Below are 13,781 nucleotides of genomic sequence, written 5' to 3'. Positions count from 1 at the left end.
CCGGCAGGGACAAAACCGGTGGTCAGTGGCATTTCTGCCAGATCCCAGTGGTCTGGAGGTGTGCGATCAGCCGCGCGGCACCGTCGGTGAACTGAAGCCCGATCGCGGCGGCGGCGGCCCGTGCGTCGTGATTCCGGTAGGCGTCGATGAGCCGCTCGTGGCTCGTCAGGGCCACCTGGGCCCAGTCCGGATCCGCCGCGTACAGCTGGTGGGGCGTGTAGCGGGTCGCCGACTGCAGGAACCAGGCGAGCTTGCTGCTGCCGCTGATGCGGTTGTGGGTGCGGTGGAACTCGTACTCGGCCTCGGTGATGGCCGCCGGATCTGCGGCCTGCACGGCCGCGCGCAGGCGCTCGTTCGCGGCTTCCAGTGCGGCGAGCTGGTCGTCGTCGATCATGCCGGCGGTGCGGCGCGCGATGCGTGCGGCGGCCTCGCCCTGCAGCCAGAAGATGTCCTCGACGTCGGTCCGTGAAAGGTCGCAGACCGCGTACCCGCGGTGCGGGGCGCTGTCGACCATGCCTTCGCCGCGCAGGGTCAGCAGCGCCTCGCGCACCGGCGTGACGCTGACGCCGAGCTCCACCGCGGTCTCGTCCATCCGGATCGGGTCGCCCGGCGTGAGCTCGGCCGTCATGATCTTGTGCCGCAGGATCGCGGCGACCTCCTCCGAGAGCTGCGGCCGGCGCCGCAGCCCCGAGGCGGGGGAGTCAAAGGCCATAGGTCTTTCCGATGATGTCGCGCTGGATCTCGTTGGTGCCGCCGTAGACGGTGGAGATGATCGCCGCGCGCATGAGGCGCTCGGCGTCGAACTCCTTGGCGTAACCGTAGCCGCCCATCATCTGCATGCCGTCGATGGTCATCGCCTTGCTCACCTCGGTGGCCTTGAGCTTCACCATGGATGCCTCGCGCGGCATCATCGTGCCGGGGTTCTCGTCGGAGGCCTTGGCCAGCGAGTAGATCAGCTCCTTGGTCGCGGCGATCTCGGTGGCGTGGTCGGCCATCCGGTGCCGCAGCGCCTGGAAGCTGCCGACCGGGCGGCCGAACTGCTTGCGCTCCTTGATGAAGGTCAGGGTGTCGTCGAAGGAGCGCTCGGCCAGGCCGAGCTGCATCGCGGCGAGAATGAGGCGCTCGGTGTTGAGGCCCGCCATCAACTGCATCCACCCGTTGTTCACCTGCCCGACCACGGCCGAGTCCGGGACGAAGCAGTCGGTGAAGTACAGGTCGTTGACCTCTCGGCCGCCGAGCGTGTCGATCTGGCTGATCTTCAGACCCGCAGTCCCGGCCGGGATGTGGAACTGCGTGATGCCCTCATGCTTGGCGCCGGAGCGATCTGTGCGGGCGATCAGCAGGATCGAAGCGGCGAAGTGGGCGTTGGAGCACCACGTCTTCTGGCCGTTGATCACCCAGCCGCCGTCGACCTTCTCGGCTCGGCAGGTCAGGGCGCCCACGTCCGATCCCGCTTCCGGCTCGGACATGGAGATCGACAGGCAGTCGCCGGCGACGACACCGCTGAGCACCTCGCGCTTGAGGTCCTCGCCGGCGAACTTCTCGTAGGCGGCCGCGGTGATCAGCGTGGGTCCGACGCCCCCGACCGGCGCCTGACCGCGCATGGCCTCCTCGAGGAAGATGCACATCTCTACGTTGCCGGCGCCCGCGCCGCCGTACTCCTCGGCCACGTTGATGCCCGCCCAGCCGAGCTCGGCCATCTTGCGGTACAACGCGTCCGAGTGCAGCTCCTTTCCGAAGTCCGTCCATTCGTCGCGCTGAGCGCGGGTGCCCGTCTCGCGTTTGCAGAAATCGCTGACGGCGCGGGCGAACGCGGTCTGTTCGGGGGTGAAGGAAACCATGGTTGCTCCTGACGATTGGGTCGGTATCTCCTATCACATATATGTGATAGGAGAGAGATTGGCAAGGATTCATCGATTTGTCTCAAACGAGCGCGACCGGCCCGCGCCTGAAGGACGTCGCGTTAGATTGGTGCGCATGTCCAACAGTTCAGGTGACGCCGGTCCCGACGAGACGACCGAGATCGACGCCGCCGATGCCGTCGGTACCGCTTCGCTCGCGAAGGCGCTGACTCCCGAGGAGCGTGAGGCGCTGCTGGCGGAGAACCGCCGGGTGCGGGAGGAGGCGCGCGCCCGGGACGTCGCCAAGTTCGGCGACGAGGACGACGACGATCACGACGACGGCTCGGCGCCGGACCCAGACCGGATTCCCGGCAAGGTGGCGGCGAAGAAGCGGCGCAAGCGCAAGGCCGGACCGCTGGTGATCGCCCTGGCGACGCTGGCGGCGGTGCTCGCCGTGGCGACGGGCGTGCTGGGCTATTTGTACGCGTCGGCATCGCGCGACGCGCTGGGTCCGGATTCGGATCTGGGGCAGTCTGCGCTGGCGGACGCCAAGAAGTACGCGGCGTTGATCGTGACATACGAGCCGGACGACTACGCCGCCCTGGACCGGGAGATTCGGGCGGTCTCCACCCCGGATTTCGCCGAGCGCTATATCAAGGCCTCGCAGGAGGCGCGCCGCGGGAACGACGAGGCGAAGGCGTCGTCGGTCGGCACCGCGCGGGCTGCCGGTCTGGAGTCGCTGAGCAGGTCTCAGGCGGTGGTGCTGGTGGCGCTCGATCAGGTTGTGACCTCGCCGGACCTGCCGTCGGCGGGCGAGGAGGGGCTGGAGTATCAGACCAGGGTGCAGATCACCCTGGCTCGTGACGGCGACCGCTGGCTGGTGTCGGAGCTGCTGACGATCTGAGCGAGCGCGACCCCCGTGACGCCTGGCCGCCGGGGCATGCGGAAGATTCTGATAACGAACGTTTGCCAGATCGCCTCCACGCGGTGTTACTGTGTCCCGCAACACACCGGCTTCTCGGAGGGACCCATGGCGCAGCTCGAGATGGTGGACGGCATCTGGAGTGGGATCGACGACGACGGAATCGCCCGCCTCGAGATCGACAGACCCGAACAGCGCAATGCGCTCGGCGGCGACTCCTCCGGGCGGATCATCGACCTGTGCGACGCGTGGGCCGCGGACGACCGCGTACGCGTGGTGGTGCTGAGCGGCCGGGGTGGGGCGTTCTGCGCCGGGGCCGACGTGGCGGGGATGGCGCAGAACTCCGCCGCCACTGGCGGTTTCGGGGCCGGTGCCTCGCGAGCGATCATCGAGAACGGCTCCCGACTGGTCGGCGCCGTCCGGTCTCTGCCGATGCCGGTGATCGCCGCCGTCGACGGACCCGCCGTCGGCATCGGAGCTTCCCTGGCAGTCGCGGCAGATCTGATCTATGCCAGCGCCCGCAGCTACTTTCTGCTCGCCTTCGTTCGGCTCGGCCTGATGCCCGACGGCGGCGCCAGCGCGACCTTTGCCGCGTCGCTCGGGCGGGCGCGCGCCAACGCGATGGCGCTTCTCGGTGAGAAGCTCTGCGCCACTGAGGCATTCGAGCATGGGCTGATCAACGGGGTGATCGAGGATCCAGCCGGGCTGACTGCGGCGGTCGAGAGGGTGGCGGCCAAGCTCGCGGCGTCGTCGCCGGCAGCTCTCGCCCTGACCAAGGCTGCGCTCGACGGCGCGACACTCAGCGCCTACGAGGCCGCCATCGATCGAGAGATCGCCGGGCAGACCGAACTCCTGCAATCCCCCCAGTTCCAGGCGGCCGTCGCCGCCTTCGCCGCCGGCCGCTAGGCCACCACCGAGGAGGAATCCGTGACCAATCCGCTGGGTCTTGCGCTCGAGTCCGAACCGATCCGCTCGCGCCGCAACCACTGGAACAACCAGGTGCGTCGCCACGCCCTGACCAAGCCGGACGCGCCGGCACTGCGGTTCCTGGGCGAGACGACCACCTGGGCTCAGCTCGACGATCGCACCCATCGTCTTGCGGCCGCTCTTCGCCGTCGGGGAGTGGGCTTCGGCGACCGGATTCTGGTGGTGATGCTCAACCGCACCGAGTACGTGGAGACTATTTTCGCCGCCAATCTGCTCGGGGCGATCCCGGTCCCGGTGAACATCCGGATGGCGCCGCCGGAGATCGGCTTCCTGGCGCAGGACTCCGGTGCGCGGATGATCGTCACCGAGACCCTGCTGGCCCCGCTCGCCGACGCCGTCGCCGGTATCACGGGGACGATCGACGGCATCGTCGTCGTGGGCGACGCGGCGAACGAGGCGCATCTCAGGTACGACGATCTGGTGGTCGAGGAGGCCGATCTCCCGGATATCGACGTCCCCGAGGAGACCGTCGCGCTGATCATGTACACGTCGGGCACCACTGGAAAGCCCAAGGGCGCCATGTTGACTCACCAGAACATGCAGGCGCAGGCGGTGATCGCGATGCATGCTCTGAACACCCGCCCGGACGACATCGGCTCCTGTGTGGCGCCGCTGTTCCACATCGCCGGGATCGGCGCGATGGCGCCGCTGTTCTACGTGGGGGCGCTCTCGGTGATCCATCCGCTCGGCGACTTCGATCCGGACGCGCTGCTGGACGTGCTCGAAGCCGAGGGCACGACGTCGATCTTCCTGGTTCCGGCGCAGTGGCAGGCGGTCTGCGCGGCACAGCAGGCTCGTCCGCGTGAACTGAGGCTCACCGTGATCTCGTGGGGCGCCGCCCCGGCGTCGGATTCGGTACTGAACGCGATGAACGCGACCTTCCCGGAGGCGATGAACGTCGCCGTCTTCGGGCAGACGGAGATGTCTCCGCTGACCTGCGTGATGGAGGGCAAGGACGCGCTGCGCAAGATCGGCTCGATCGGCAAGGTGGTGCCCGCGGTGACGGCGCGCATCGTCGATCCGGCGATGGACGACGTAGCCGTCGGAGAGGTCGGCGAGATCGTCTACCGCGGACCGAACCTGATGGCCGGATACTGGGAGAACCCGGAGGGGACCGCGGAGGCCTTCCGCGGCGGTTGGTTCCACTCCGGCGACCTGGTCCGGCAGGACGACGAGGGCTTCCTGTACGTGGTCGACCGTGCCAAGGACATGATCATCTCCGGTGGCGAGAACATCTACTGCGCCGAAGTGGAGAACGTGCTCTTCTCGCATCCGGGCATCCTCGAGGCGGCCGTCATCGGCCGGGCGCACGAGAAGTGGGGCGAGGTGCCGGTCGCCGTCGTCGTCCTGACGGAGGGCGTCGACGAACTGACCCTGACTGATTTGGAGCCCTACCTGAACGAGAATCTCGCGCGCTTCAAGCACCCGAAAGACCTGATCGTGGTCGACGTGCTGCCGCGCAACGCCGGCGGCAAAGTGGTCAAACCACGGCTCCGGGAGGCTTACGGCAGCAAGGACGCGGGCCTGTCCGACTGAGAAATCTCGGAGAGAAACTGAAACATGTTCCAATTTTGGGTTCGCGCCGCTAGGCTCAGGATTCGTGAAGACTAAAGGTGCGATCCTCCGCGAACTGAACACTCCCTGGCAGATCGAAGAGATCGAGATCGGGGACCCCAAGGCTCACGAGATCAAGATCCGGATGGAGGCGGCCGGGATGTGCCACTCCGATCACCATCTGGTGACCGGTGGGATCCCGCTCGCGGGCTTCCCGATCCTCGGCGGCCACGAAGGAGCCGGGGTGGTGGAGGAGATCGGTGAGGGCGTCACCGACTTCGCCGTCGGCGACCATGTGGTCCTGAGTTTCATCCCGTCGTGCGGCAAGTGCCCGTCGTGCAAAGCCGGAGTGGCGAACCTCTGCGATTTCGGCGCCATGCTGCTGCAGGGCGAGGCCGTCTCCGACCACACCTTCCGCATCCACACGCCCGACGGCGATCCGGTGTACCCGATGACGCTCTTGGGCACGTTCGCGCCGTACATGGTGGTGCACGAGGCGTCCGCCGTGAAGATCGATCCCGACATCCCGTTCGAGGTGGCCGCGCTCTGTGGCTGCGGCATCCCCACCGGCTACGGGTCGTCGACCCGGTCGGCCGACGTCCGCCCGGGGGAGGACGTCGCGATCGTCGGTGTCGGAGGCGTCGGTACCGCGGCGCTGCAGGGCGCGGTGATCGCCGGTGCCCGCAACGTGTTCGCCATCGACCCGGTGGAGTGGAAGCGCGAGCAGGCCCTCAAGTTCGGTGCGACGGAGGCGTTCTCGTCGGTCGGCGAGGCCATGAATGCGATCGGCGAGGCGACCGGCTGGGGCATGTGCCAGAAGGTGATCGTGACCGTCGGCGAGGTCTTCGGGTCCGACGTCGACACGTGGCTCTCGATCACCGCCAAGAACGGCACCTGCGTGCTGACCGGCATGGGGAACATGACCGACGATAAGGTGACCCTGAACCTGTCGATGCTGACGCTGTTGCAGAAGAACCTGCAGGGCTCGATTTTCGGTGGAGGAAACCCGAAGATCGACATCCCGAATCTGCTGTCGATGTACAAGATGGGCAAGCTGAACATCGAGGACATGATCACCCGTCAGTACACCCTCGATCAGATCAACGACGGCTACCGGGACATGCTGGAGGGGCGGAACATTCGCGGCGTGATCCGCTACACCGACGCTGATCGCTGAGCGAGGGACCTCCGGGCGCTACGCTGACTGCCTAGCCGATCTGGAGGAATGATGGCGGAGAACAAGAAGCCGGCGAAGTCGCGTGCCCAGCGAGGCGCCGAAGTCGCTGAGCAGAAGACCACCAAGGGCGGTACGTTCGTCCCGACGCCGGAGGCCGAGTCCACCGCGCTGAAGCTGCGGATCGTCGCGATGGTGCTGTGGCTGGTCGCGATCGGCCTGGAGATCTTCACCATCGTCTGGGCGCTGCTGCCGGACAAGCCCGTCAACACCTGGCTCGTCATCGGCCTGATCGTGGCGATCGCGGTCCTCACCCTCGGCGGGTCGCTGCTGTGGAAGAAGGCCAACCGTTACGACCCGGCGTCGGAGAAGGACAAGACGAGGTTCTTCGTTCAAAACCAGCTCGGCGTCATCATGACCGTCCTCGCGTTCCTGCCGCTGATCGTCTTCATCTTCCTCGACAAGAACATGGACGGGAAGCAGAAGGGGGTCCTCGGCGCGGTCGCGATCGTGGTCGCCGTGCTGGTCGGCGTGTTCTCGTACGACAAGGACGCGCCGTCGGTGGAGCAGTACAGCGTCGAGACCAACGTCGTGAAGGAACTGACCGGCGCCGACGAGGTGTTCTGGGTCAAGGGCGGTGCGGCCTTCCACGTCTGCCGCGAGGTGTCGGACCTGCGCCGCTCCAACCCCGAGAACATCCGGTCCGGCACCGTCGCCGAGGCGCACCAGGACGGCATCCCGCGTCTGACCAAGAAGTGGGTGTCCGAGGCCTACCAGTGCGGGTACTCCACGGCCGACGTCGACCGCGTGCTCGGCACTGTCGACGACGTGAACTCCACGCTCGACGACGACCAGGTGGTGGAGCGAGACGGCGAACTCGAAGTGGCGCCCGACGTCGCCGACGAGGAGGAGACGAACCCGACGCCGGAGGCCTCCGTCCCGGCGCGCACCACGCGCACGCCCGCGACCGCGACGCCGTGACGAGTCGCCGCGGGTAGGGTGCGGTCCGTGGACGCATTGCAGCAACTCGCGCACTGGCCGGTCGACGACGTCGCCGCTGCGGTGACAGCACCCGAGCGATCCCTGAACGTCGCGTTCGGGGACACCGCTCGGGTGTTCCCGTTGGCGTCGGTAACCAAACTGCTTGTCGCACACGCGGTTCTGGTCGCGGTGGAGGAGGGCGCTGTGGAGCTCGACACACCTGCGGGGCCTCCCGGCTCGACGGTCGCGCACCTGCTCGCCCACGCCTCCGGTCTTGGCCCTTCGACAAGCTCAGGGGGCGGAACGAGCTCAGGGGGCGGAACGAGCTCAGGGGGCGGAACGAGCTCAGGGGGCGGAACGAGCTCAGGGGGCGGAACGAGCTCAGGGGGCGGAACGGGCCGGGGAGTCTGGACCGGGCCGGGCGGCGAGCCGCGCGAGGTGCAGGCCGAGCCGGGCACCCGCCGGATCTACTCGTCGGCCGGGTACGAGATCCTCGCCGAGACCGTGCAGGAGGCGACCGGCATTCTGTTCCGCGACTACCTGGACGAGGCCGTCGTGCAGCCCCTCGGCATGACCGCGACCTCGCTGGACGGATCGGCCGGTTACGCGGCGTCGTCGAATGTCGACGATCTGGTGCGCTTCGCCGGGGAACTGTTGGTGCCGCAGCTGATCTCGCCGCAGACGGCGACGGCCGCACGGACTGTGGCGTTCGGCGGCCTCGACGGCTTCGTCCCGGGTTACGGGAAGTTCCGGCCCAACGACTGGGGCCTGGGCCCGGAGCTCAAGGGCGCCAAGAATCCGCACTGGACGGCGCATGCGCACTCCCCGGGGACCTTCGGGCACTTCGGGCAGTCCGGCACGTTCCTCTGGGTGGATCCGGTCCGGAAGGCGGCGGGGGTGGTGCTCACCGACCGGGCCTTCGGGCCGTGGGCCAAGCCGCTGTGGAGCGACTTCAATCAGGCCGTCCTGGCCGAACTCGACACGGAGGAGCGACGTGCGTGAACTGACTTCGGACGATCTCGGGATCCTGCTGTCGCTCTTCGCCGTGCTGCTGTTGGCGTTCGCGGCGAACTTCCAGTTCTCCGGCAAAGCGGTGCGCCGACACCGGAAGGTCGCGATCGCCTTCGTCGTGGTCAACTTCGTCGGCGAGATCGCGACCGTCATCGCCCTGCTGCTCACCTGGGTGGCGTTGTGGAGTCCGAAGGCCTGGGAGCGGATCGACGACCTGCTGGTCCTGGTGCCCGGTTCCCTCGCGATCGTCTGCGGAGTGGTGCTCACCATCGAGTCGGTGATAGCCCGGGCGCTGCACATCATTCATGCCGAGCGGAAGGCGCGCCGATCGGACGAGGCTGCGCACCGAGCGGGAGGGACGCCCGACGCGGCCCCCGGAGGCCTGCCGACCGGGTGAGCACCGGTGCACGTCGTCGGCGTCGTGTCAGCCGACGCGTTGACGCAGCCAGGTCACCTCGGCGCCCACTCCACCCATGCGGTAGGCCTCCAGTGCCTCGTCCCAGGCCGTGCCGAGGGCGGCCTCGAGCTCGCCGGCCAGGCCGACGCTGTCCGGCTGTGCCTCGATCATGGTGCGCAGCTGCATCTCGCCGAGGATCACATCACCGTTGGCGCTGGTGGATCCGCGCCAGAGACCGAGTCCGGGAACATACGCGAAGCGTTCGCCGTCGACCCCTTCGCTGGGGTTCTCCGTGACTTCGAAGAGCAGGCCCGACCACTCGCGCAGGGCGTTGGTCAGGCGCGCTCCCGTGCCGACGGGACCGACCCAGTCCACGGTCGCACGCATGCGACCGGGTTCGGCGTCCTGCGCAGACCACTTGAGATCCGCGCGAGCATTCAGCGTCGACGACAGCGCCCACTCGACGTGTGGGCACAGCGCCGCGGGAGCGGAGTGGATGTACACCACGCCGCTCGTCAGGTCCGCAAACTGATTCAGACTGCGCACTTTTCGTTTCACCTCCGGATAAGACGAGGAACGTCTTCCCCAACGCCGCGTCGCTCCGGATAGCACAAGTTCTGAAACAAAGTATGCCTTGAGTTGCGTGTGTTGCGCTAGTTCTTTCTTGTGGTTCTCGGCGTGTCGTGGTGTCGGTGTGTCGCAGAGGGATGGTAACGAAGTGATCTGTGGGGCTGGTGTGATTAGTGCGGAGCTGAGTACGAGACTCACTGTCCGGCGACTGCGGACACGACTGTGCCCCCGAGTGCGGAACTCGGGGGCACAGGTCGTGCTGTCGCGGCGGTCAGTACCGGCCGAAGGCCAGTGCGACGTTGTGGCCGCCGAAACCGAAGGAGTTGCTCAGGGCGTAGTCGATCTGCCCGCGGCGCGCCTCGCCGTGCACGACGTCGATGTCGCCGCACTCGGGATCGAGGGTCTCCAGGTTCAGCGTCGGCGGGATCACGCCGTCTTCCACCGCCTTGACCGTGAGCACGGCCTCGAGGGCGCCGACGGCGCCGATCGAGTGACCGAGGGCGGACTTCGGCGCGTAGATGGCCGCATGATCGCCCACCGCCGCCCGGATGCCCAGAGCCTCGGCGGTGTCGCCGATCGGGGTGGACGTGGCGTGCGCGTTCACGTGCGTGACGTCCTGCGGATCCAGGCCGGCGGTCTGCATCGCGCGCTTCATGGCGCGGGTGTTGCCCTGACCCGAGGGGTCCGGCGCCACGAGGTGGAAACCGTCGGACGTGATGCCCGCACCCATGATCCGGGCGTGGATGTGGGCGCCGCGCGCCTTGGCGTGGTCCTCGCGCTCGATGACCATCATCGCCGCCGCTTCACCGAAGACGAAGCCGTCGCGGTCCTTGTCGAAGGGACGCGATGCGCCGGCCGGGTCGTCGTTCCGCGTGCTCATGGCGCGCATCATCGAGAACGCCGCGATCGGAATCGCGTCGATGTGACCCTCGACGCCGCCGGTGACGACCATGTCGGCGTCGCCCATGACGATGTGCCGCCACGCGTGGGCGATCGCCTCGGCGCCAGACGAACACGCCGAGACCGGGGTGATGACGCCCGCCCGGGCGCCGACATTGAGCCCGGCCACCGCCGCGGGACCGTTGGGCATGGCCATGGAGACCGCCAGCGGCGACACCTTGCGGTAGTTCCCGGACTGTTCGATCGCCTTGACCGCGTCGACCATCGCGTCGCCGCCGCCCTGACCGGTGCCGATCACCACGGCCAGTCGTTCGGGATCGACCTCGGGCTCGCCGGCCTGCGCCCACAGGCGCTTGCTCATGACGTGCGAGACGCGCTCGACGTACGCCATGCGGCGGGCTTCGACGCGGGAGACCTCGTCGGCCGGATCCTCGACCAGCCGACCGCCGATCCGGCACGGCAGCTCGCCGTACCGGGTGACGAAGTCGTCGGTGAGCTCGCGGATCCCGGACTGGCCGGCCACGAGCTTCTCCCACGTGGAGTCAAGGTCGACGCCCAGGGAGGTGGTGGCGACCATCGAGGTCACCACTACGCTGGGGAAGTCTCCACCCCGGGTGGAGAAGTCTCGCAGTTCGGTCATCAGTTCTGGTCAGCCTCGATCTGGGCCGCGATGGCGGCAGCGGCCTCGGGGTTCTCGGCCTCCAGCTTCTGGATGTAGGCGACGGTGTCGCCGACGGTGCGCAGGCCGGCGAGGTCCTCGTCCGGGACCTTGACGCCGTACTTGTCCTCCACCTGGACGGCGATCTCGACCATCGACAGCGAATCGATGTCCAGGTCGTCGACGAAAGACTTCTCCAAGGTGACCTCGGACGGCTCGATGCCGGTGACCTCTTCGATGATCTCGGCGATACCGGCGATGAGTTGTTCCTGAGTAGCAGCCATCGTGGCGCTCCCTTCGGTAGATGTGCGATGAAAAAAGCGTCCGGAGTGCGGCCGGGGCCGCATTGGACTAGCCGCGTCGCCGCGGCTTTCCGGGGGTCGGGTGTATCCGACCGCTATCCAAGTACGGGGAGAGGCAGCTCGTCGAGGTCGCCGGGGACCTTGACGGCGCGTGCGGGCACGCCCTTGAGCTCGCGCTTGGCGATGCCGACGAGGGTGCCGCCCGGCGCGAGTTCGATGATCGCGTCGGTCTCGTGCTCGCGCAGGTACTGCGAGCACAGGTCCCAGCGCACCGGGCTGGTGACCTGGTTGACGAGCTTGTTCAGCGCGTCGGCGCCCGAGGTCACGGGCAGGCCGTCCGAGTTGGACAGCAGCGTGAACTGGGGGTCGCGCGGGGTGATCTGCGCGGCGGCGGCGGCGACGGCCTCTTGCGCCGGAGCCATGAAGTTGGTGTGGAAGGCGCCGGCGACGGCAAGCTTGCGGATGCGGGCCTTCTCCGGGGGACTCGCGATGAGCTGGTCGACGCCGTCGACGCTGCCTGCGGCGACGATCTGGCCGGCGGCGTTGCGGTTCGCCGGCACCAGTTCGTACTCGGCCAGGCGCGCGAGGACCTCGGTCTCGTCGCCGCCGAGCACCGCGGCCATGGTGGTCGGCACCAGTGCGCACGCCTTGGCCATCTCGGCGCCGCGGATGGCGGCCAGCCGAACGGCCTCGTCGTCGGTGATGACGCCGGAGATCGCTGCGGCGGCGAGCTCACCCACCGAGTGGCCCGCGACGACCGTGTCGGCCGGGATCCGGCCGTGGCGAGCGCGCAGCTGGGCGTAAGAGAGCAGTGCGGACACGACCACGAGCGGTTGAGTCACCGCGGTGTCGGTGATCTCCTCCGCGGTCGCCGTGGTGCCGAGAGCGGTGAGGTCCAGTCCGGTCGCCTCCGACCAAGCGGCGATGCGATCAGCGGCCTCGGCGTCGGTCAACCACTCGGTCAACATGCCGGGAGTCTGGGAGCCCTGTCCGGGCGCGAGCAACGTAAGCACGTGATCAGAGAACACCCTCGAGGGGTGCTCGCGGGGTGTTGAGCCGTCCGAACCTTTCCGCCAGATTTTGTAGGGTTCCTACAAACGGCTCTCGTGCGACCCCCGGAGCTTGTTCGCATCGTTGTAGGCCTGAGATCCGTTACCGTTTCGTTGTCAAAACGCGCCTGCCAGCGCGAACGGACGACAGGGCAGGTAACCGCTGTGGTTCATGTGGTTGAAGAGGGCGATTCTTCGCCGTTTCGTGTCAATCGCCCGACGGTGGCCGCGACACGCAATACGTACGCGTCGCGAGGGTTAGATGGATCACGTCCGGTCGCATCGGCGATCTTTCGCAGCCGGTAGCGCACCGTATTGGGATGAACGTACAACGCCCGGGCGCACGATTCGATGGAGCAACCGGCGTCCAAGAACGCATCGAGCGTGGTCGAGAGCGACCCCGAATTGTCGTCCAGAGGGAGCACCAGAGAGTCGGTCAGTGTGCGCACCGCGCTGCGGTCGCCGTTGAGCGCTCGTTCGGGCAGCAGGTCCGATGCATAGGTGGGGCGGGGGGCGCCCGGCCAACCGATCACGGCGTCGATGCCGGCGATCGCCTCGGTCGCGCTGGCGTAGGCGCTCGTCAGGTCGGGCGTGGTGGGACCGATCACCACGGGAGCTTCGGCGAAGTGGTCGAGCAGGTCCGAAAGGAAGCGGTCCGTGGGTGCGATGGAACCGCTGACGATGGCGACGAGTCGTCGTCCCTGGACCGCAGAGAGCGCGGCCCTGTCGTACTGCTTGGCGGTGTTGTGGATCGCCAGCGGCACCGACACGTTCTGTTCAGGCGGCGGAGAACCGACGATGACGGTCGCCGGTGCGTCCGAATCCCAATTGAGCGCGGCGGCCCGGGAGAGCAGCTGCGGCCCGGTGTCGCCGCGGACCACGCCGTCGACCACCAGCGCCTCCAGCCGCGAGTCCCACGCGCCGCGGGATTCGGCGGCCGCGGCGTAGATGGCCGCGGCGGCGAAGCCGATCTCCCGGCCGTAACGCAGCACGGCCTCGGTGAGTGCGCGGAGCTGCGCGTCGTCCCGGGCGAGAAGGGGCAGCCACTTCTCGAAGAACTGCATGGCCACGCGGACCATTTCGACGGTCTGCAGCAGAGTGATCCGGCGGGCCAAGTCCTGGGGGACCACCTGGAAGGCCTGCACGGTGAACTTGATGTTGCCCTCGGGATCCTGGATCCACTCGACGAAGTTCACCACCGCGGTCTGGACCACCAACTGCACGCTGGCGCGCTGGGCCGCGTCCAGAGTGCCGAAGTACGGGAGCTGGTCGGACATCGAGTGCACGGCCTCGGTCGCCAGTCGTCCGCTGTACTGCTTCACACGCCGCAGCAGGGTGTCGGGCAGCGCGTCGTGCACCGACGACGACGTCGGTACGTGGGCGCCGAGCGCCCCGACGACGCTCTCGGGACGGATCGGCTCGGTGTCTGGCACCC

General features: G+C 67.9%; 14 protein-coding genes. 7 read left to right on the top strand and 7 right to left on the bottom strand.

The features are described from left to right. Positions 1-22 precede the first annotated feature (22 nt). Together C6V83_RS13445 and C6V83_RS13440 are read right to left on the bottom strand one after the other, a co-directional pair. Positions 23-712 (bottom strand): GntR family transcriptional regulator, encoded by a 690-nt coding sequence (locus C6V83_RS13445; RefSeq protein WP_105942820.1) that lies wholly within the window; start codon positions 710-712, stop codon positions 23-25. Further along, positions 702-1,841: an acyl-CoA dehydrogenase family protein gene (locus tag C6V83_RS13440; RefSeq protein ID WP_105942819.1), complete on the bottom strand. Its 1,140-nt coding sequence runs from the start codon at positions 1,839-1,841 to the stop codon at positions 702-704. The genes C6V83_RS13445 and C6V83_RS13440 overlap by 11 nt, the downstream gene beginning before the upstream one ends. Positions 1,842-1,977: 136 nt before the next feature. Between C6V83_RS13440 and C6V83_RS13435 the strand changes: the two genes are divergently transcribed. From C6V83_RS13435 to C6V83_RS13405, 7 genes are all read left to right on the top strand, one after another. Beyond that, positions 1,978-2,745, top strand: coding sequence for a hypothetical protein (locus C6V83_RS13435; RefSeq protein ID WP_105942818.1), 768 nt, complete (start codon positions 1,978-1,980; stop codon positions 2,743-2,745). A gap of 126 nt (positions 2,746-2,871) precedes the next feature. Next, on the top strand, positions 2,872-3,669 hold the full coding sequence (locus tag C6V83_RS13430) for an enoyl-CoA hydratase-related protein (RefSeq protein WP_105942817.1): 798 nt from the start codon (positions 2,872-2,874) through the stop codon (positions 3,667-3,669). Between the two features lie 21 nt (positions 3,670-3,690). Then, a complete protein-coding gene (gene fadD5, locus C6V83_RS13425) occupies positions 3,691-5,286 on the top strand; it encodes a fatty-acid--CoA ligase FadD5 (RefSeq protein ID WP_105942816.1) in 1,596 nt (531 codons plus the stop codon). A gap of 64 nt (positions 5,287-5,350) precedes the next feature. Beyond that, positions 5,351-6,481, top strand: coding sequence for an NDMA-dependent alcohol dehydrogenase (locus tag C6V83_RS13420; RefSeq protein ID WP_105942815.1), 1,131 nt, complete (start codon positions 5,351-5,353; stop codon positions 6,479-6,481). Between the two features lie 48 nt (positions 6,482-6,529). Next, positions 6,530-7,459, top strand: a complete 930-nt coding sequence (locus C6V83_RS13415; protein ID WP_105942814.1) for a hypothetical protein — start codon at positions 6,530-6,532, stop codon at positions 7,457-7,459. Positions 7,460-7,486: 27 nt separating this feature from the next. Beyond that, positions 7,487-8,461, top strand: coding sequence for a serine hydrolase domain-containing protein (locus C6V83_RS13410; RefSeq protein ID WP_105942813.1), 975 nt, complete (start codon positions 7,487-7,489; stop codon positions 8,459-8,461). Next, entirely contained in the window at positions 8,454-8,867 is a 414-nt protein-coding gene (locus tag C6V83_RS13405) for a hypothetical protein (protein ID WP_234353730.1), read from the top strand. The genes C6V83_RS13410 and C6V83_RS13405 overlap by 8 nt, the downstream gene beginning before the upstream one ends. Before the next feature lie 27 nt (positions 8,868-8,894). Here C6V83_RS13405 and C6V83_RS13400 read toward each other — a convergent pair whose 3' ends face one another. From C6V83_RS13400 to C6V83_RS13380, 5 genes are all read right to left on the bottom strand, one after another. Next, positions 8,895-9,413, bottom strand: a complete 519-nt coding sequence (locus tag C6V83_RS13400; RefSeq protein ID WP_105942812.1) for a DUF3145 domain-containing protein — start codon at positions 9,411-9,413, stop codon at positions 8,895-8,897. Positions 9,414-9,708: 295 nt separating this feature from the next. Further along, positions 9,709-10,977, bottom strand: a complete 1,269-nt coding sequence (locus tag C6V83_RS13395) for a KasA/KasB family beta-ketoacyl-ACP synthase (protein ID WP_105942811.1) — start codon at positions 10,975-10,977, stop codon at positions 9,709-9,711. Further along, positions 10,977-11,279: a meromycolate extension acyl carrier protein AcpM gene (acpM, locus tag C6V83_RS13390; RefSeq protein WP_105942810.1), complete on the bottom strand. Its 303-nt coding sequence runs from the start codon at positions 11,277-11,279 to the stop codon at positions 10,977-10,979. The genes C6V83_RS13395 and acpM overlap by 1 nt, the downstream gene beginning before the upstream one ends. A 113-nt stretch (positions 11,280-11,392) precedes the next feature. Further along, positions 11,393-12,310: an ACP S-malonyltransferase gene (locus tag C6V83_RS13385; RefSeq protein ID WP_105942809.1), complete on the bottom strand. Its 918-nt coding sequence runs from the start codon at positions 12,308-12,310 to the stop codon at positions 11,393-11,395. Between the two features lie 206 nt (positions 12,311-12,516). Then, positions 12,517-13,779, bottom strand: a complete 1,263-nt coding sequence (locus tag C6V83_RS13380) for a PucR family transcriptional regulator (protein WP_105942808.1) — start codon at positions 13,777-13,779, stop codon at positions 12,517-12,519. Between the last annotated feature and the right edge of the window lie 2 nt (positions 13,780-13,781).

Source organism: Gordonia iterans, from assembly GCF_002993285.1.
Taxonomy (GTDB): domain Bacteria; phylum Actinomycetota; class Actinomycetes; order Mycobacteriales; family Mycobacteriaceae; genus Gordonia; species Gordonia iterans.
This window is presented reverse-complemented; position numbering and strand designations above follow the sequence as displayed.

Excerpts from the sequence above, each read along its gene's own strand:
- C6V83_RS13435 (WP_105942818.1), top strand. The coding sequence starts at position 1,978 with ATGTCCAACAGTTCAGGTGACGCCGGTCCCGACGAGACGACCGAGATC.
- C6V83_RS13415 (WP_105942814.1), top strand. The coding sequence starts at position 6,530 with ATGATGGCGGAGAACAAGAAGCCGGCGAAGTCGCGTGCCCAGCGAGGC.
- C6V83_RS13430 (WP_105942817.1), top strand. The coding sequence starts at position 2,872 with ATGGCGCAGCTCGAGATGGTGGACGGCATCTGGAGTGGGATCGACGAC.
- acpM (WP_105942810.1), bottom strand. The coding sequence starts at position 11,279 with ATGGCTGCTACTCAGGAACAACTCATCGCCGGTATCGCCGAGATCATC.
- C6V83_RS13445 (WP_105942820.1), bottom strand. The coding sequence starts at position 712 with ATGGCCTTTGACTCCCCCGCCTCGGGGCTGCGGCGCCGGCCGCAGCTC.
- C6V83_RS13440 (WP_105942819.1), bottom strand. The coding sequence starts at position 1,841 with ATGGTTTCCTTCACCCCCGAACAGACCGCGTTCGCCCGCGCCGTCAGC.
- C6V83_RS13395 (WP_105942811.1), bottom strand. The coding sequence starts at position 10,977 with ATGACCGAACTGCGAGACTTCTCCACCCGGGGTGGAGACTTCCCCAGC.